Annotated in this window: 14 protein-coding genes; all 14 read right to left on the bottom strand. The window is 41.6% G+C overall.

Annotated elements, in window-relative coordinates:
• Window positions 1-269: 269 nt before the first annotated feature.
• The 14 genes from CDG77_RS19850 to CDG77_RS19785 all read right to left on the bottom strand — a co-directional run bounded on the left by CDG77_RS19850 (window position 270) and on the right by CDG77_RS19785 (window position 18,326).
• Complete coding sequence (locus tag CDG77_RS19850; protein ID WP_094331053.1) at window positions 270-1,097, bottom strand: ABC transporter ATP-binding protein; 828 nt, start codon at window positions 1,095-1,097, stop codon at window positions 270-272.
• 47 nt (window positions 1,098-1,144) lie between these two features.
• Window positions 1,145-1,951, bottom strand: a complete 807-nt coding sequence (gene ntrB / locus CDG77_RS19845) for a nitrate ABC transporter permease (protein WP_094331052.1) — start codon at window positions 1,949-1,951, stop codon at window positions 1,145-1,147.
• A gap of 218 nt (window positions 1,952-2,169) precedes the next feature.
• On the bottom strand, window positions 2,170-3,405 hold the full coding sequence (locus CDG77_RS19840) for an RNA polymerase sigma factor (RefSeq protein ID WP_219852046.1): 1,236 nt from the start codon (window positions 3,403-3,405) through the stop codon (window positions 2,170-2,172).
• The gene (locus CDG77_RS19835) at window positions 3,405-3,764 is read right to left on the bottom strand and encodes a YciI family protein (RefSeq protein WP_094331051.1); all 360 of its coding nucleotides are present in this window, start codon (window positions 3,762-3,764) and stop codon (window positions 3,405-3,407) included. Before CDG77_RS19835 ends, CDG77_RS19840 begins: the two co-directional genes overlap by 1 nt.
• A gap of 207 nt (window positions 3,765-3,971) precedes the next feature.
• Complete coding sequence (locus CDG77_RS19830; RefSeq protein WP_094331050.1) at window positions 3,972-4,556, bottom strand: hypothetical protein; 585 nt, start codon at window positions 4,554-4,556, stop codon at window positions 3,972-3,974.
• A gap of 33 nt (window positions 4,557-4,589) precedes the next feature.
• Window positions 4,590-5,648 carry a UbiA family prenyltransferase gene (locus CDG77_RS19825; protein ID WP_094331049.1) on the bottom strand — a complete coding sequence of 353 codons (1,059 nt, stop codon included), beginning with the start codon at window positions 5,646-5,648 and terminating at the stop codon, window positions 4,590-4,592.
• A gap of 257 nt (window positions 5,649-5,905) precedes the next feature.
• Window positions 5,906-7,459, bottom strand: coding sequence for a GMC oxidoreductase (locus tag CDG77_RS19820; RefSeq protein WP_094331048.1), 1,554 nt, complete (start codon window positions 7,457-7,459; stop codon window positions 5,906-5,908).
• 259 nt (window positions 7,460-7,718) lie between these two features.
• Window positions 7,719-9,806 (bottom strand): calcium-binding protein, encoded by a 2,088-nt coding sequence (locus CDG77_RS19815; RefSeq protein WP_094331047.1) that lies wholly within the window; start codon window positions 9,804-9,806, stop codon window positions 7,719-7,721.
• A gap of 474 nt (window positions 9,807-10,280) precedes the next feature.
• Entirely contained in the window at window positions 10,281-11,216 is a 936-nt protein-coding gene (locus tag CDG77_RS19810) for a DUF1702 family protein (RefSeq protein WP_094331046.1), read from the bottom strand.
• A 75-nt stretch (window positions 11,217-11,291) separates the two neighbouring features.
• Window positions 11,292-12,215, bottom strand: coding sequence for a DUF1702 family protein (locus tag CDG77_RS19805; protein ID WP_094331045.1), 924 nt, complete (start codon window positions 12,213-12,215; stop codon window positions 11,292-11,294).
• A 31-nt stretch (window positions 12,216-12,246) separates the two neighbouring features.
• Window positions 12,247-13,191, bottom strand: a complete 945-nt coding sequence (locus CDG77_RS19800) for a DUF1702 family protein (protein ID WP_223269889.1) — start codon at window positions 13,189-13,191, stop codon at window positions 12,247-12,249.
• A 12-nt stretch (window positions 13,192-13,203) separates the two neighbouring features.
• Window positions 13,204-14,628 (bottom strand): carotenoid oxygenase family protein, encoded by a 1,425-nt coding sequence (locus tag CDG77_RS19795; protein WP_094331054.1) that lies wholly within the window; start codon window positions 14,626-14,628, stop codon window positions 13,204-13,206.
• A 186-nt stretch (window positions 14,629-14,814) separates the two neighbouring features.
• Window positions 14,815-16,170 (bottom strand): aldehyde dehydrogenase, encoded by a 1,356-nt coding sequence (locus CDG77_RS19790; protein ID WP_094331043.1) that lies wholly within the window; start codon window positions 16,168-16,170, stop codon window positions 14,815-14,817.
• 284 nt (window positions 16,171-16,454) lie between these two features.
• Window positions 16,455-18,326, bottom strand: coding sequence for an NAD(P)/FAD-dependent oxidoreductase (locus CDG77_RS19785; protein WP_143857059.1), 1,872 nt, complete (start codon window positions 18,324-18,326; stop codon window positions 16,455-16,457).
• Window positions 18,327-18,474 lie beyond the last annotated feature (148 nt).

The raw sequence follows: 18,474 nt of genomic DNA, 5'->3' as shown, positions 1-18,474 counted from the left end.
GTACTGAACCCCACCCCCAACCCCCTCCCCGCAAGCGAGGAGGGGGCTATGATGTCCCTCATGTGATTAGGAAACGCTATAACAGTATCCCCATGTTTTTCTAGCAAATTTAACTATGCAATTGAAAATGCCATCATGGTGGTAATTACGAATTCTACTAGGAGAAAATTAAGAGCTTTAGTCCTTAATTTTCTAAGCACTAAAGTGCTTACTACAAACTTTTCATTACTAGCTTAAATATTGTACTAGCTAAGTTTGTGTGATAGAGTCTAAACTGATTTAGGCAAAACGCTTAAAACTTGGCTTTCTATATATTTAACCTGCTGCTGTCTGTGCAGAAATTGCATCATCTCATGCCGGAGTGCATGATATTTAGTACTATCCATAATCTCCGTCGGGAATCGAGGATATACAAAAGGCACTTCCAAAACTTGATCGATGGTTGCACCAGGGCCATTTTTCAACATTACCACGCGATTAGAGAGCAATAGTGCTTCATCTACATCATGAGTAACCATCATGGCAGTGATATCGTTTGTATTACAAATATGCATCAACTCAGTTTGCAGAGAACTACGAGTCAGAGCATCCAAAGCTCCAAATGGTTCATCTAAAAGTAGCAGCTTGGGCTTAATCGCTAAGGCTCGTGCTAGCGCCACTCGTTGCTTCATTCCGCCAGAAAGTTGTGTTGGTTTTTTGCGAATGGCATCTTTCAGCCCCACCATTTCCAGGGAATCAGCAATTAGCTGATAGCGTTCTTTCTTGGATTTATGACGCATTACCTTATCAACAGCTAAGGCAACATTGTCCCAAGCAGTTAACCAAGGTAAGAGGGAATAGTTCTGAAACACCATCATCCGATCGGAACCAGGTTTGCGTACTAATTGACCGTCAACTTGCACATAGCCTTGTGTTGCTTTCTCCAAGCCAGCCACAATATTAAGTAAGGTAGACTTACCACAACCAGAATGACCGATGAGGGAAACAAAATCTCCCGGCATGATTTTCAGGTTAATATCTTGGAGGACAATATTTTTACTACCATCCGATAGTTTAAATTCTTTTTTTATCGCTTTAATTTCAACAAAACTAGACATATTTATTATATTCCTCTTATATCTTATAAGTTTTTTCTGTAAGTAGGCTATTCTTGTGGAGTTAATTTGAAGGATAGATAAGCCATCATTTTGTCTAGAATTAGACCAACTCCACCCAAGTAAATAATTGCCAAGATGATTTCACTAATATCTGAGTTGTTGTATGCATTGACGATAAAAAAGCCAATTCCATCGTAAGAAAGTAACATCTCAGATGCAACAACAGCTAACCAAGATAGACCGAGCGCAATCCTTAATCCTGTAAAAATATAGGGAAGTGTAGCAGGCAGTAAGATTTTAAAAAAGTTCTCAAAAATTGTGAATTCTAAAATCTTAGAAACGTTGGTGTAATCTCTAGGAATCAATTGCACACCCAAAGCAGTATTAAGGATGATTGGCCAAATTGCCGTGATAAAGATTACAAAGATGGCTGAGGGATCGGGTTTGAGGAAAATAGCCTGAGCAAGAGGTAGCCAAGCCAGAGGTGCAACCGGGCGCAACAGTTGGATAATTGGGTCGAATGCAAGTCTAGTAAATTTATTCAAGCTAATAATAAAACCGACAAGAATACCTACTATTGCAGCTAGGGAGTAGCCAAAAATTACTCGTCCAAGGCTGTCAAGAACCAACCAAAACAATCCTTTGTTATTACCTCCCTTGTTAAAAAAGGGATCGATAATTAAGTCCCAGGTATCAGTTATAACCTTAAAAGGGGAAGGCAGTGATGTTTCAGGATTTAAGCTGATTAAATACCATACAATTAACAGAATTATGATGCCAAAAGCAGAGGGAATAATTTCTTTATATTGCTTGTGAAAAGCATGATATATATCATTTTTAGTGTTTATTAACATTGAGTTAAATCCTTATATATAAAAATATTAATTGTATTTAAGTCGTACCTATTTAGATAAAAAATACAAGAATAAATACAGCCAAATAAAATTCTATGAAATATACAATTTTGCTCTCAAATTGAGCTATGGAATCTGTTTTATTTCTGACTTATCCTGTTTTTTACAGTTTGATGATACAAGTCTTTTTGTGAGAGCGATCGCGACTTAAATTTGTATTAGCTGATAACGCTAGATTGACGAACAAGAAACTCGCGGATAGCTGAATCTTCTACTAGACCGATGGCACGGCTGTAAGCCTGTTTAGCTTGTGAATTCTGACCCAAATGCTTAAGCAGGTGAGCTTTGAGCGCCCAATATGGCTGATAACTTTTGACAGATTCGGCAGGGAGTGCTTCGAGGAGCGCCAGACCTTGTTCCAACCCTTTGGCTTCTGCGATCGCTGCGGCATGTCCAACTAAAGCACCCAGTGTTGGCGAAAACTGAATCAACCCTTCATATAAAAGTGCTAAAGTCTGCCAATCTGTGCGCTCAGTCACTCTCCGTTGAGCGTGTGTCGATTGAATAGCAGCTTCCAACTGAAACTTTCCGAGCTGCTTAAATTTTGCTGCTTCGGCAAGTTCGCGCTCCGCCTCGTTTAACATTGGCTGCGACCAAAGTGTAACGTCTTGCTCTAAAAGCGGAATATAAGCACCGTTTTTCGTCCGACGGGCATCACGCCGCGCTTCACAATGTAACATCAGCGCTAATAGCCCCCGTGCCTCAGGTTCTTCTGGTAAGAGTTGTACACACAGACGTGCCAACCAGATTGCTTCTTCTGTTAAACCCTTGCGCCGTGGATCGACACCAGTGACGTTTTCCCAGCCATTACTATAGGCAGCATAGATTGCCTCTAGCACAGCATCCAACCGCATCGCCAAATCTTTGGCTTCTGGCAACTCGAAGGCAATACCAGCATCTCGAATCTTAGCTTTGGCACGGACGAGCCGTTGGCTCATTGTTACTGGGGCGATCAGAAAAGCTGAGGCAATTTGAGCAGCATTTAGCCCAAGCACTGTTTGCAGCATTAAGGGGGTACGGATACCTGCATCAATCGCTGGGTGGGCACAGATAAATAGAAGCTTTACGCGATCGTCTGGGAACAAAACTTCTAAAGATGTCTCCTGTTGCACATCATCAGCTATTAGCTTGAGTGCATAGGCTGCTGAGGCTTTCACCTTAGCGTGTCGGGCATCATCGATCAGGCGACGCCGTGCAGTCAGCAGCAGCCATGCTTCTGGATTATCAGGGACACCTTTTTCTGGCCAAGCTTTCAACGCAGCCAGGAATGCATCGCCAAGCACATCTTCCGCAGCAGCCACATCATGTGTGCGAACTGCCAGATATGCAACTAATTGCCCGTATGAGTTACGTGCTGCGAGTTCTGCGGCTTGACGTGCATTCACAGTAGTCATTAGCCTTGAGTCATTGGCAAGAAAGGTCTAACTTCAATTGCACCGTCAGCGGCTCCCGGACAACGAGCCGCCCAATCCAGAGCTGCATCCAAATCTGGTACATCTATGAGGAAGAAACCGCCAAGTTGCTCTTTGGTGTCGGCGTAAGGGCCGTCTTGGACATGCCGTTGACCATCGCGCAATCGCACTGTTGTGCCAGCATGAGGCTGATAAAGCGCAGCACCGCCTGCGATCGCACCAGCTTCAGCTAGAGCCTTTGCATAGGAACTGAAAGCGCCCCAATAAGCATCTTTCTCCTGTTCATCTGTACGATTATTGAAATTGGTTTCGCTTTCGTAGACTAGGATTGCGTATTGCATGTTAGTTCCTCTGTTGTGAGTTGATTTCGAGTTTGGTATTTTCCGCGCTCAATTATATGACGTTTAATTTATGGACATTTCGACAGAAATCGCAAATTTTTTTCGGGAACACCAATTATTGGCTATCGTCCTGTGCTTACTGGTCAAGGCACATCCAGAATACTACCAAAAACTCTTAATTTGTCGTGCATTGAGCAAAATTTATAATTATGCCGATTGGCAGGCTTTTGAAAAGCGCTTTATTAACCAACCCATAACCATAGCGATCGCAGAACCTAAAATAATAGGTGGTTCAGGAACAGTTTTGACTACTTTGCCAGATCCAGAGATTGTATTCTCGAATACTCCTTGACTTGCATCAAAATACCCTGTTGTTACTAAGAAGTAGTTTTTATCTGTAGTCAAAGATACATTATTGAAACCAGAACGGCCTCTTTTGGGAAAGTCGTCATTACCAATGACAGCATTTAGCAGTGGGTTGTTTGGGTTAAAGCTGTCTGTGTACAAAAATAAGTAGTTGTCCCATTCTGTTGGGTTTGTAGCAATACTCAGAAAATTATACAAACCTTTAGTGTCAACTTTGAACTCGAATGTACTATAACTAGCAACTGTACCTATACCTGAAGGTAGAGTAGGAATGTTTACTTCATTGGCGACAAAGGGACGAGTCCATGTAGGTTGACCTATTGTTGTGTTTGTATAAGTAAAATCGAAAGCTTGTGCAGGTTTAACACCCATAACAGCAATAGATAGGGTAAAACCAGCGGTAGCAATGCCGAGTTTTAATTCCATCGGATAATTCTCCAAACGGATAGATTGAACTATTTACACGCGTAGAATGAAAATCGAACTAGTCAATAATAGGCAGTACCAAGCAGTAAAGAGTAAGTAAGTTTTATGGTCGGCGGCATAAGAACGCAAAACTAATAATCGTACAGCAATAATAAAGCTCAACAAGAAAAGTGCAATATCCCACAGCATAACTACCAAAGTATTGCCTGCTGGCATCATCAAACATAAATGGATTAAAAGTGGGTACGCCAAAAAGCAAATACTTACTAAAATCCGACTTAAATCCTCTCCAAATACTAGTGGAAATGTATTCCTCCCAATTGCTTTATCGCCTGGAATATCACGAAAATCTTGAACAGATATCAGAATTATACAGGCACTACATAATATCACCAGCCATAACCAAACAATAGGAGAAATTGGTGCTACTATTTGCCAAGCTGCTCCCATCTCAGACATGATTCCAAATCCGCTGAAAACATTTTTGGTCATCCAATGTTTTGCACCACCCAGGTTGTTATGAGCAATAAAACTGAACTGCCATAAAATTGCCCATTCAATTACTCCTAAGCACCAAGCTACTGCTGTAAATAGCATCATAAATATATACCCGCGAATCTGAGCGCCGCCATCAGAAATGATGCCTTGGACTAATGGACGGTCTGGCTTGTTGATTTTGTCTTCTTCGATATCGGTGATTTGATTGGATATACAAAATGACGTAATACATAACCAAAAATAGATTAAACTACCAGCTAATATCGATATAACATTAGCCAAAGAGTTGGGAGGATAATTTACTAAAGCAGTTATAGTAAATAACAATCCAGGCACAATTGACATTGTAATATCGCGTCGGATGAATAGCCAATTTATTTTTAATTCTTGAGCAGTATTTGTGAAGAATAATTTGCCCGATTGAAGAATTAGGTTGCTGATAGCGATCGCACTCGAAAAAATATCGAATGATAACTTCTCTTGAGCAATATCTGGTAATTCTTCTAAATCTACCTGAACGACGTTGATCTGCTGTGTCAGAGCCTGATGTTGAGATATATCTTCAACAGCGTTGGTCAGAGTTTTCTCAGACATATTTTTCCTAGCCAGAGAAGTGTTGAGACTTTTTTTTGCATCTTTCCATCAAATGATGGCAACTGATAATTTTCTAATAATCAGTAGACCTGTCTTGAAAATAGAGGCTGAAAAAACGCAAAAATTTTCCGAGATTATGGTCATTGTTTCTTGCGATCGCATCTCATGAAGTCTCTTGCAATCTTCTTACTTCGCGCAAATAAGATCGCAAAAAAATGATTTTTGCAATAAGTCTCCTCTTGGAATAAATCTCAGTACTACCTAATCCTATGCAACAAGAATTTATCCATGCATCGTTCTGCTAAAGCTGCAATAGTTAACGAAGGATTAGCGCCTGCTGAACCTGGAATCATCGAACCATCAACAACAAATAAATTAGGATAACCATATACCTGACCATAGGTATTGCAGACTTTCTCCATAACTGCACCACCAAGGGGGTGAGTTGTAAGACCAGAGTCGGGTTTACCTGCAATAGTTGTATCATTGGCTCTGTCGAGCAATTTATATGTATATTGCAAAGCCTGAGAATTTTTTTGGTTGTTAGCTGAGTTGGTGGGCCAAAACAAATCAGCCGACTGGGTAGAAGCATTGTAAGTGAAATAGCCCTCCGGTTTAGCAATTGCCTGACCAAGGGAAGCAATGACACCATTCTGTAAATTAGGAAGAGGAGTTTGCTCGATAATCACCGGAGCAATAGGATTATCGAAATGTTCAATTACTGATGTTGCTGGGCCGCCTTGTGAAGGATTAGTTGGATATTTGTTGATGACAGCACTGAGTGCATCACCGTTAGTTCCCCAAAATTGTCCTACATACTTATTCAAGCGGCGTAATGTGCCATTAACCTTGGCACGTAGTAACAGTTCAGTAGTTCCAATCGAACCAGCTGCTAAAAATAGATAGCGACAAATCAAAGATTTTTGTCCAACTATCATACCTTGCTCATTGATTTGATTACAAACAATTTGGAAACGTCCGTTATTTAATTCCTCTATCCTAGTTACCACATGCAAAGGTCGAATTTCGACGTGACCAGTGGCTTCTGCCATCTTCAAGTAATTTTTGTCTAAGCTATTTTTTGCACCACTGTTTGCCCCATAAATTAATACACCATTAATAGCAGAAGGAACTTTCTGACCTGTAATTTCCTGACGAACGATATCCCAATTAACTGCCATGCTGTGCTTGCGGACTTTTAGACCAGCCTTAGCTCCCTGCTCTATGAAAATGCGACTTGCTAAATAGTAATCAGTTTGTAAAATGTCGTCTGGTATAGAAGCTGGGTTAAGAATAGAACGCACCCGTGGGTAATAAACCTTATCTAATTCTTCGTAGTTGATACTACGTGGAAAGGCTTTATAGAATATTTCTCGATCTGGCTGATAGGTAACAGCACTATAGACAAGGGAACTACCTCCAACGCCTGCTCCTCGATAAGCAGTAATACCATTGCCTACCTTGGCATCAAGCACGCCAGTATAAACATCAATAGAAACTGGGTCAAATCCTCTTAAAACTGTAGTCGGACTAAGCCAAGTAGTACGGCCATCTGGTTTCTCAAATGTAGCGAAAGTATTGCCTGCATCAGTGATTGGCCATCTTCGCCCACGCTCTAGTACGATTGTTTCAATTTTTGCCTGACCCAGGCGTAATGATGCGACTGCTCCACCAAAACCGCTCCCAATAACAATCGCCTCAACATATTCTTCACTATTAAAAGCAGAACCACGAATGGCAGATATACCTATGCTGGTGGTAGCTGCAATACTTGCCTGAAGAAAATGACGGCGTTTTATGAGCCGGGACATAATCAATCTCCTACACGAGCGGCTTTTGCCCAAATAAATACACACAAGTTAACCAAAGAAAGCACAAGGAGGGAGAGCCAAATGTGTACTCAACCCATGTCTGCTCGGAACTAACAAGGGTTTCGTCACTCGCTCACAATCTTTGATTTCACAAATATTTGCGATTGGTCATTAAAACAAGTGATAAGCAAGGGTGGTTTACTGCTTTACCACCCCTCCTTATATTAAGAACACAATCTAGAATCTAAATCTGCATTATCTAGACAAACAGGAAGTGACCACTAGCTGCTAACTGTTGAGGCCCAACACCAGCAACTACAGCAATTAGGTCATTGTTAGAATAGATTCCGGCTCCTTGCGGTACACCTGTCAAATCAGCAGGAACTGGGCCTAGTCCAATAGTAATTTGGATATCTTCAGGTAGTTGAATAAAATCCTCCTTGAGATTGAAGTCAGTAATCAGGGCGTAGTCTTGATTACCTAGTTTGTCGTAGTAGACTGCACTATCTTTACCTACGGTGAATTCACCAAGGAAAAAGATATCGCTACCGCTACCACCAGTTAAAATATCAATCTCAGGTTTGCCTAGTCCCAGTTCTGGAGGGAAGGGGTTAGAGCCAAATAATCGGTCATTACCGTCGCCACCAGAGAGAGTGTCACTGCCAAGATTGCCGATGAGAATATCATTCCCAGACTCACCAAAGATTTTGTCGTCGCCGGTATCACCGCCAAGTCGGTCAGCTCCATCACCTCCATAGAGGATATCGTTGCCTGAACCAGCAAAGACTTTATCGTTGCCAGCATCACCATAGATCAAATCTGTGCCTGAACCACCAAGGATGTTATCATTGCCTTCGCCACCATTAATGGTGTCATTACCATCTTGAGCAGCAATGTCATCATTACCGATTCCACCATTAATGGAATCATTACCACCGCCAGCAAAGAAAACATCATTGCCAGCACCACCCAAGAGAGTATCATTTCCCTCTACACCAAAGTCGAGGTCGCCATTGAGGTCAAAGTCGCCAAAAATTAGGTCGTTACCAGCACCTGCATCAACGAAGTCGTTTCCAGCCCCGGAGATAAAATCGTCATTACCGGCACCACCAAAGAGGCGGTCATCCCCATCAAGGGCAAATGTGGTGTTATTGCCGCCCAAGGTAAAAATTGTGTCATTGCCCGGAGTACCGATGAAACCTTCGGAAGCATCAGAGCCTGTGAAAACTCCTGTCCCTGGTGTGGAGTTGGGGGTTGGATTACCAAAGATGAAGCGACCACTAGATCCTAATTGTTGAGGTGTCACACCAGCAACTATGGCAATCAGATCGTTCACACCATTTCTGTTAGCATAGATAGCTGTTCCTTTGGGCAGACCAGCAGCTGTTGGCCCCAATCCTATTATGGTTTGGAGACTTTCTGGTAACTGAATAAAGTCCTTTTTGACATTAAAATCAGTAATCAAAGCGTAATCTTGATTACCTAATTTGTCGTAAAATACTTTGGTGTTTTGACCTATGGTGAATTCTCCCAGGAAGAAGATATCGCTGCCGCTACCGCCCGTTAAGGTATCAATTTCGGGTAGTCCTAATCCTAATTCTGGGGGATAGGGGTTAGAGCCTACTATCCAATCGTTGCCGTTACCACCTGATACTAAGTCGTTGCCAACATTGCCAATCAGTAGGTCGTTTCCAGCACCACCGTAGAGTGTGTCGTCGCCAGTATCACCGCCGAGTCGGTCGTTACCGTCACCACCATAGAAGAGGTCATCGCCTGGACCAGCAAGACCTCGGTCATCTCCAGCGCCACCACGAATAGTGTCGTTACCTAAACCACCAGTAAATAGATCGTCACCAGCATTGCCATTGATGGCATCATTGCCATCTTGACCAGCGATGTTATCATCTCCGGTTCCACCATTCAAGATATCATTGCCAGCGCCACCCAAGAAAACATCATCCCCACCACCGCCATTTAGGGTGTCATTTCCTTCCTGACCAAAGTCGAGGTCTCCATTAGAATTAAAGTCACCAAAAATTAGGTCATTTCCATCACCTGCGTTTACAAAGTCATTTCCAGCACCAGCGACTAAAACATCATTCCCAATACCACTTAATAGACGGTCATTGCCACCAAGACCGAATAAAACATTATTGCTAGTTAATGCTTCTGTGTTGATTTTGTCATTACCTGGAGTGCCAATAAAAGCCTCACCAGTTGGTGCATAAATTGGATTGGGAGTAGCGATGAAAATTGTGCCGTTAGATGTTACTTTGCCAGTGTAAGGGTTTGTAGATATGGAAGTTTCATCTAGTAGTTGTGGGATTACTGTTTTAGGTTTCGCCATATTTTTTATTTCTTTGTTTGTGGAATATTAATGACCAGCGTAGTCCGATGCTGTTGGAGCGAGTTTCTTCTACCAAAGAGTTTCAGGCTTGAAATTATTCAATTTGATCCATTCATTGGGAATGTTATAGATGTATGTCACCTAAATCTTTGTAGAGCCTTTAATGCTCTTTTCAAACCACCTAATAATTAATATCTGCGGTTTTTAAACAATTTCGGGAGTGGTCTGCTGGCTTGTTTAGAATCATACAATGCTTTGATTTTTTTGTAAATTAAGAAAGATTTAACATTAGGTATATTTTGGGTTTATTTCTTGCGAAATTAAGGAGAGCTTAAGATTAGGTAAATTTGCCAAAAATGTCAGATTAATAGTGTGAATTTAGAGGCACTTTTAATAGCAATTTTGTGGCAAATATACAAGATATTTGTATTGCCCTTTAAAAAAACTTTTAAATTTAATGCTTGTAACTTTTATTTATACAAGCAGATATTCTCGGTAGTGTTGCCAGATTTGTTGGTCTGGTTCTGCACTATTGTTTGGTAAGCTTTTTAGAGGAGTGTCTTTAATCTCAATTCCTGCTTCAGCTGCCATGCTGCACAATATTTCACTCACTAATCCCGTGTAGCCAGCTTGGTTGCCAAGCAATTTACGGAATTTGGCGGCGCAAGTAGCTCCTTTAGCCAACTCAGACACACGATCGCCAGCTACTTTTCCTAAAGCTTCTATAGTTGAGCGTTCTGCACCACCAACCGAAGCGCAAACGTAACCAATACCTCCCCAAAGGTCTGCCTGTCTTGTGGCGGAAAAAGCGTCTATAGTCGTCGCAATTCGGTTAACATCAGCACAATCTACTAACCAAATGCTGCGACCTAGACCTTGGTCAAAGACGCGGCCCAGATAACCAGAAAGTTGCACAGGAATAGCTTGACCGTCTATGTAGTCTTGCCAGTAATAAATACCATGATTGAAACCATAACCATCAACTACTGGCCAACATCCTCCGGGGTGCTGTTGATTTAAATATGGCTCAATAGGGAGTTTATACCGAACTAGTCCCAAACCTACTCCCAGATAAACCATAGTCTGATAAGCTGCTGTGGTTCCTTCGAGAAAAGCCTGGACTCGATTCTGCTTCTGGGGTTTGAGTGCATCTAGTTCAGCAAGACCTATACCTACACCTTCTAAGGCAAATCCTAGCAACTCGGAGTCAATTGCATTTAGCTTGGCGGCGATCGCCTCTGGTTCTTCATCAGCGATCGCTGCATGGTATCCTTGCCACATACCTTCAGCAGTATGTCCAAATCGCTGTGGCACTTTCGGATCTCTCACCATTACCTTACGTCCCGCCAAATTAGCTTTCATCTGTGCCCTAGCTTGTTCGGCGCTGATTTGCCAAGCTTGTTGTATCATCTTGATTGTCCTTGTTGAGCAATAGTTTCTTGGGAGAGCATTTCTGAAAACTTTATCAACGTGTATAATTTTGTACTAAACTGCTAGGGTCGTTCTAACTGGATGAAAAACTCGCGCTCGGTAATGTTGCCAAGTCTGAGATTCTAGTGCTTCGCCATTGGCCGCTAAACTCTCAACTACAGCATCAGCACCCATTCCCCACAACACCTGACAAGCTAATTCTGTGTAAACTGAGTGATTACCAAGAGATTGGCGGGACTTGGCAGCATAAGCTGTTCCTTGGGTTAATTGAAATCGGTAAACACCTGCTGTATTTGTTAGGGCTTCTATGGTTGCACGTTCTGCACCACCAGCGTAAGCACAGGCGTAACCTACACCACCCCATAAGTCTTCCCGTCTATTTGGTGCGAAGGTATCAATGGTACGTGCGATGTGATTGACATCGCCACCACCGATAAACCAAATACTGCGACCCAAACCTTGGTCAAAAACACTGCGAGCATAACCAGAAATTTGTTCCGAGATGACTTGATTATCAAGTGAGTCTTGCCAATGGAACATACCTTGATAGTAGCCATAGCCATCGACTGCTAACCAATTTCTAGCAAAGTTGAGTTTTTCTAAATGCGGCTTGATAGGCAGTCCAGCACGAGCCAACATCAAACCCAAACCCACATAAACCCAGTTATGATAAACTGCACCATCACCTGCAACAAAAGTTGCCATGCGATTTTCGTTGCTGGGTGTGAGTAAGTCGCGTTGCGCTAGACCCATGCCTACGCCTTCGTAAGCAAATCCTCGCAACTCTGCATCGATTTCATTCATTTTAAGAGCGATCGCTCCTAAATCTTCACTAGCGATCGCTACATGATATCCTTGTAAAACTGTACTACCAATCTTGCTTAACCGTTCTTGCACTCCAGCATCGCTGTTTTGAATTCCTCGTTGGCCCCAAGTATCAGCCATTAAGGTGTTGGCCTCATTTGCTTTAATTTGCATTATCTAAATTATCCTTGTGAAGCAATAAATACTAAGCTGCTAAGGTTGCTCTAACTGGATGAGGTATCCGGGCCCGGTAATGCTGCCATAAGCGAGATTCTGGAGTTTCGCCATTAGTGGCTAAACTGTCAGCTACTGCATCAGCACTCACTCCCCACAACACCTGACAAGCCAATTCTGTATAGACTGACTGGTTGCCAAGACATTGACGGGACTTAGCAGCGTAAGCAGTACCCTGCGCTAAATGCAAGCGATAAGCACCTGCTGTATTTCCTAAGGCTTCTATGGTTGCACGTTTTGCACCACCAGCGTAAGCACAGGCATAACCTACACCACCCCACAAGTCTTCTCGCCTATCGAGTGAAAAGGCATTAATCGTGCGTGCGATGCGATTGACATCGCCACCATCGACAAACCAAATACTACGACCTAAACCTTGGTCAAAGACACTGCGGGTATAACCAGAAATGGGTTGCGAGATTACCTGATGATTGAGTGAGTCTCGCCAGTAGAACATACCTTGATAGTAGCCGTAGCCATCGACTAATAACCAACCCTTAGCGTTATCAAGTCTTTGCAAATGCGGTTCGATAGGTCGCCCAACTCTAGCTAACATCAAACCCAAACCCACATAAACCATGTTTGCATAAGCTGCACCATCACCTGCAACAAATGTGGCTATCCGATTTTGGCTAGTGGGTGTCAGAAAATCGCGTTGTGCTAGTCCCATACCGACACCTTCGTAAGCAAATCCCCGCAACTCCTCATCGATTTCATTTAACTTGGGGGCGATCGCTTCTAATTCATCAGTAATAGCTGTATGGTATCCTTTCATTAATGAACGACCAACTTGTTCTAATCGTTTCTGTATACCACCATCACTTTCTTGCACATCGCGTTCAGCCCAAGTAGCTATCAAATCTGTTGGTAGTGTTGCTTTATTCAAACTTGATTGCCAAGCGTCTTGAATCATCATCTTTCTCCTGATTTAAAAAGCTGGATGCATTGATTTTTCTGGAATCCAAGTTCCGTGAAAACCGTAAGGAACTCGCTGGGGTAGAAGAATGCGGGCTACAGGTTTATCTGTGATATCTTGGGCATTTACCACTACTAGCTCTGAGGTTTTTGTAGGTGTGTCGTAAACGAAAGTTAACAACCAACCATCATCCTCTTGAGTCGCGTTGGAACGGGGGACAAATATTGCCTCTCCTCCATAGCGACCAGTCCCCCACTCATGGACTTGAGAATAACCATTGGCAAAGTCATACTTAATGAGTGCATCTAAAGTAAATACAGGTAGCAGTTCCTGCACCATTCTGGCTGTATAGCCGTATCGATTCCGTCTTCCGACAAATTGCTGATTTAAACTAGGAAATTCTGAAGCTAAATCATCAATTATTCCTTCTTGGACTGCACCTGTGCGGAGATTGAATCGCCAGCCATATAACTGCGGTTTATTAATCTGATTGTGACGTAAGTTTGTTTTTGTCGGTATGTTCAGCAGTTGAGCATCATCTGTGCGACAAGCAATGATGACGACTTCATCTTCTGTTTCATAGGCATTGAGAATATGTAAAACATAACAGGTAGAAACTTCAAACCAGCGGATATTTCTGCCATCGCTATGACGGGAAATAATACCAAAACGGCTGGGCAGATTTGGTTCAAACATATAAGCTGGTTCTCTGCGTTGTAGCCTTTCTAAGCTAAATGTCAGGGGCAAATCCATGAATATTGTGTAATTTGCAGTGATGGCAAAGTCATGCATCATCACCCCTGTAGGCAAATCAATCGGAACTGTTCTTAGTAACTCTCCTTCAGATGAAACCACGCTGTACTTTAAATAAGGTGGCTCTAGTAGAGAATATCCAAAAAACATCATTTCCCCAGTTACAAAATCAACTTTGGGGTGAGCGGTGAAGGGAGAATTAAGTTGATTTCCATAAGTGAATGGCCCGATTGTTGTCAAGTCAGGTATCGTAATTTCGTATGGTTCGGCTCCTTCCCAAAGTGCCAATAGTTGGCCTGCGTGCCACACTATGCCAGTGTTAGCAGTATTCTTGAACGGACTGAAAAGATTATTGGGAGGGTTGTGAAGTTGTGGCGATTCCATCAGACTTGTCCAGACGGCTCGACCTACTTTCTGTTCCAGTTTAAATCCCCGTGTCTGGACATAGCGGTTGCGGTAAGTGGCTTTACCATTATTAATCTCCACCCCATGCAACATCCCATCTCCATCAATCCACTTGTAATCACCTTTGGGAGAAAACTGAGGATTAGGGCCATTGCGGACAAATATTCCTGATAAATCAGTTGGTAATTCTCCAATTATCGGCAGGTCATTGGCTGTGATTTCTGTTTGTATTGGAGAAAAGTTACCTGTAAGATAGGGACTAATTTCTTTTGCGACGATCATAGTCAAGACTACTTGATTACTAGATTAGAAATTCACAATAACTTGGTTGAGAATATTATTACTTAGGAACTTCCAAGAAATAAATTATCCAATTTCACCGAATCAAAACGATTTTCTTTCCCCTGCTCCCTGCCCCCTGCCCCCTGCCTCTATAGCGATGGTATATTTTTTATTTAGAAGTCCTTAGTGTTTCTTTTTCTCTGGATAAGGAGGATATCTCCATTTCAAATCAATCAGAAAAGATTTATTTAATATGCCTCTTTGATAAGAAAAGTTATCAAAGCCAGCCTTACCATGATAACGACCCATTCCACTAGCACCAACTCCACCAAAAGGTAAAGAAGGAACAGTCAAATGCATAACGGTATCGTTAATGCAGACTCCACCAGAGACAGTTTCTTGCAAAATCCGCTCTTGATTTTTTTTATTACTAGAAAAGAAGTATAAAGCAAGGGGTTTTTGTTGTCGATTTACAAGAGCGATCGCTTCTGATAAATCTGTATATTCTAGAACAGGAAGAATCGGCCCAAAAATTTCCTCTTGCATGATCTTGTCTTGCCAAGAGACTCGATCGATAATAGTAGGAGCAATATAAAGATTCTCTAAATTGGTTTCTCCTCCCACTAAAATATTACCACTTTCTAATAATTGCAAAAGACGGCGGAAATGTTTTTGATTTATGACTCTAGCATAGCTTTTACTTACTGAAGGTTCGTCGCCGTAAAAAATTTGTATTTGTTTTTTAATGTTAGTCAATAAATCTTGTTTAATTTTGCGATTTACTAACAGATAATCAGGTGCAGTACAAGTTTGACCTGCATTAAAGAATTTACCCCAAACAATTCTTTTAGCTGTATGTTCAAGATGAATATTTTCATCAACAATACAAGGACTTTTTCCACCTAGCTCAAGGGTAACTGGAGTTAGATTTTTAGCGGCGGCTGCCATTACAAGTTTACCAACTTCAGTGCCACCAGTAAAAAAGATCCGATCAAAATTTTGTGACAATAGTTCTTGACTGGTTTCAATACCGCCTTCAATCACTTCAATAAAAGATGGATCGAAATTTTCGCGAACTATTTTTTCTATGACTTCAGAAGTATAAGGAGCTATTTCTGATGGTTTTAAGATCGCACAATTCCCAGCAGCGATCGCACCCACCAATGGCGCAAAAATTAAATTAAATGGGTAATTCCAAGGGCCAATAATCAGAATCACACCAAGAGGTTCAGAACGAACTTGGGCAGAAGAAAGAAACTGATAAAAGGGAGTAGCAGCTTTCTGTGGTTTTGTCCATGCTCTAATATTGTTGAGAGCATATTTAATTTCTTCTAAAACTCCAATTATTTCAAAATAAGCTTCAAAGCCTGATTTATGCAAATCAGCTTTTAAAGCTTGAACAATATTATCTTTATTATTCTCAATTGCCTGTTGAAGAATTTTCAGTTGTTGAATCCGAAAATCAAGATTTTTGGTTTTACCAGTCTGAAAAAACTGTTGCTGATATTCAATTTCATTATAATCTACTTGAGTTAGCATGGCTTTTTAGGTGTTAAACAGTAGTTATGCAGTAATTGAAAGAAAGAATGGCAGTAGTTAAATGTATAAGTCTTAGAGGATGTTTTAAAAGTGGTTGGCTGTGATTTTAGGCACTTATTGATCCCCCCTAGCCCTTAAAAAGGGGGGAACTGGAATCAAAGTCCCCCTTTTTAAGGGGGATTTAGAGGGATCTAGAACGTTTTGATACCGATAAAAGGACTTTTAAAACAACCTCTTAAAACTCAACTGCCATTTTCATATTTGTTGTTATTCTCCAGCTAAAATTAAGACTTGATTTCTGCTGGCAACGTTACTAATTCTGGAACCTTGAGTGTATTTTTGTCCTTTAAGCTTGAGAATTCATGAGTCCCATTTGGTAACGTCTTTTCATTAGCCAAACTAATCCAGGGCTGCAAGTCGGGTTGGTGTTGGTAACTCTTGAAATCTTCTCTAGCTTTTGCAGTGATACTGTTGTCTGGCACACCTTTGGTTTTCAATTTGAAAATCCAATTATCCCAACCAGCTAGAGCAGATGCTTTTAGCAAAGCAAAAATGTGCTTAAGATTTTGTGGTGCTAATAAACCTTTTAATCCAAAACCCTTCCACAGGAACTTAAGGTACCAAATAGCAACAAAAAAGTGAGTATATTGCATTGATACAAAAACATTAGTTCGTTGGGGTTCGTATTTGGTGAGGTGGATGTATTCGTCAAAATCCCGGCTCATTATGTAATTAAAAGGCAATTCATCTGCTCGATGGGTGTACATAAACCCGATGTTGGCGTTCTTCTCTGCCAACTCTGTTAACTGTTGATAGACAGCAGTTAATATTTCGGTAATATATACACGACCTGGTTGCTTAATTTTTGCCAGGAATTTCAAATCTAAATGCCACTTACCGACATACAAAGGAATCATCATCCCAAACCACCACATGTTTTCGATGAACATGCGATGACTCATGATGCTAGCATTACCAAGATGCTTAGGATGATGGCTGACAAGAAGATTGTTGCGATCGATCATCCCTAAATTAAAGCCGTTGTAAACCGCCCGCTTCTTCTCTGCATCTGGCTCACCTGCTAACTTGGCACGAATCACTTCTGTAATGGTGTCTATTTCAAAGGACATCATCGTCATTCCCATCGAGTAGAAGGGATCGAAGATAGCTGCTGCATCACCAATTACATACCAGTTATCTTTTGAGAGTATGGTCTTGCTCTTGTGCGCTAGCTTGGGCCAGTAATGGAAATCAATTTCCTCTCCGCTCTTGAGCAGTCGATACATGATGTTATGGTTTGCTTCTAGAAAAGCATAAAACTTTTCTTTAGTGTTGACAGTCTGGGCCTGAATATAGTCGTGATGGTGGACTAATCCGATTGACAACTCCATATTTTGCGTATCTGTAGGAATCATCCAAACCCAATGTCCGTGTCCCATCCAGTGATTAGTAGCATAGTAGTGGCTACAAGTTGAAACTAAAGGATCGTAACCACTGTGAAAGATAGTGCGATCGACATTTTTAACGCGCATCCATGCTGAACCATTGTTAACACCACGGACGTTTTCAGGGCCAAATAACACATTATCTGTCTTGCGACCGATGATAAACTTGCGTCCTGCCGCATCAATAACATGTTTGGCTTTAAGTTCGATATACTCCCGATCGAGTTTGACTTTCACCACGTTCAGGCCATCCCCAGACGTTAGGTCAACATCAACAACACGACCTTGATAAAAGACAGCACCCATCTGCTGATTCATCCTCAGCACATCCCGCTCAAATTTGGGGCGGTGAATCAGAACAGAAGCCAATGGTGGTTGCCGAATAGCCCAGAGATGATGATAGTCATTAATGTTTTCTGTACTTTCTGGATGTTTAGGCCAATGAAAGTTTAAACCAAATTTTGGCGGATGATGCTCAACCATGTAGTCATAAAGACCCAACTCCTTGCAGATCATCAGGGTAGAGATTTCAACCGCTGACTCACCCACTTTCAAATCCTTTTCTGTCCGTTCTTCAGGACGAGGATCGACCAAAGCAATTTTGATATTAGGAACATTAAGTAGTAGGTGGCGAGCTTGACATACTCCCGCCAATCCAGCACCCATAATTACTACATCATAATCATAGGTTTGGCACTGAGTGTTGTTCATTGCATTTTCCTTTTCGCTAACTAGAAAATTTGATGAATTTGAAAAATTTCGTCGAAAACTTCAGGAATTTTGAGTTACTTCTTTCCTTTGTGTCTTCTCTGGACTTCTTTATGAGCAGAAGCAGGTGACTCTTTTGGAGAATGTTTAA

The organism is Nostoc sp. 'Peltigera membranacea cyanobiont' 213, from assembly GCF_002245975.1.
Lineage (GTDB): Bacteria > Cyanobacteriota > Cyanobacteriia > Cyanobacteriales > Nostocaceae > Nostoc.
The sequence above is the reverse complement of the archived record's forward strand: the minus strand, read 5'-3'. Positions and strand labels throughout refer to the sequence as shown.

What these genes read in the sequence shown, in the direction of transcription:
- CDG77_RS19850 (WP_094331053.1), bottom strand. Translation starts at nt 1,097, where the DNA reads ATGTCTAGTTTTGTTGAAATTAAAGCGATAAAAAAAGAATTTAAACTA.
- ntrB (WP_094331052.1), bottom strand. Translation starts at nt 1,951, where the DNA reads ATGTTAATAAACACTAAAAATGATATATATCATGCTTTTCACAAGCAA.
- CDG77_RS19840 (WP_219852046.1), bottom strand. Translation starts at nt 3,405, where the DNA reads ATGACTACTGTGAATGCACGTCAAGCCGCAGAACTCGCAGCACGTAAC.
- CDG77_RS19835 (WP_094331051.1), bottom strand. Translation starts at nt 3,764, where the DNA reads ATGCAATACGCAATCCTAGTCTACGAAAGCGAAACCAATTTCAATAAT.
- CDG77_RS19830 (WP_094331050.1), bottom strand. Translation starts at nt 4,556, where the DNA reads ATGGAATTAAAACTCGGCATTGCTACCGCTGGTTTTACCCTATCTATT.
- CDG77_RS19825 (WP_094331049.1), bottom strand. Translation starts at nt 5,648, where the DNA reads ATGTCTGAGAAAACTCTGACCAACGCTGTTGAAGATATATCTCAACAT.
- CDG77_RS19820 (WP_094331048.1), bottom strand. Translation starts at nt 7,459, where the DNA reads ATGTCCCGGCTCATAAAACGCCGTCATTTTCTTCAGGCAAGTATTGCA.
- CDG77_RS19815 (WP_094331047.1), bottom strand. Translation starts at nt 9,806, where the DNA reads ATGGCGAAACCTAAAACAGTAATCCCACAACTACTAGATGAAACTTCC.
- CDG77_RS19810 (WP_094331046.1), bottom strand. Translation starts at nt 11,216, where the DNA reads ATGATACAACAAGCTTGGCAAATCAGCGCCGAACAAGCTAGGGCACAG.
- CDG77_RS19805 (WP_094331045.1), bottom strand. Translation starts at nt 12,215, where the DNA reads ATGCAAATTAAAGCAAATGAGGCCAACACCTTAATGGCTGATACTTGG.
- CDG77_RS19800 (WP_223269889.1), bottom strand. Translation starts at nt 13,191, where the DNA reads ATGATGATTCAAGACGCTTGGCAATCAAGTTTGAATAAAGCAACACTA.
- CDG77_RS19790 (WP_094331043.1), bottom strand. Translation starts at nt 16,170, where the DNA reads ATGCTAACTCAAGTAGATTATAATGAAATTGAATATCAGCAACAGTTT.
- CDG77_RS19785 (WP_143857059.1), bottom strand. Translation starts at nt 18,326, where the DNA reads ATGAACAACACTCAGTGCCAAACCTATGATTATGATGTAGTAATTATG.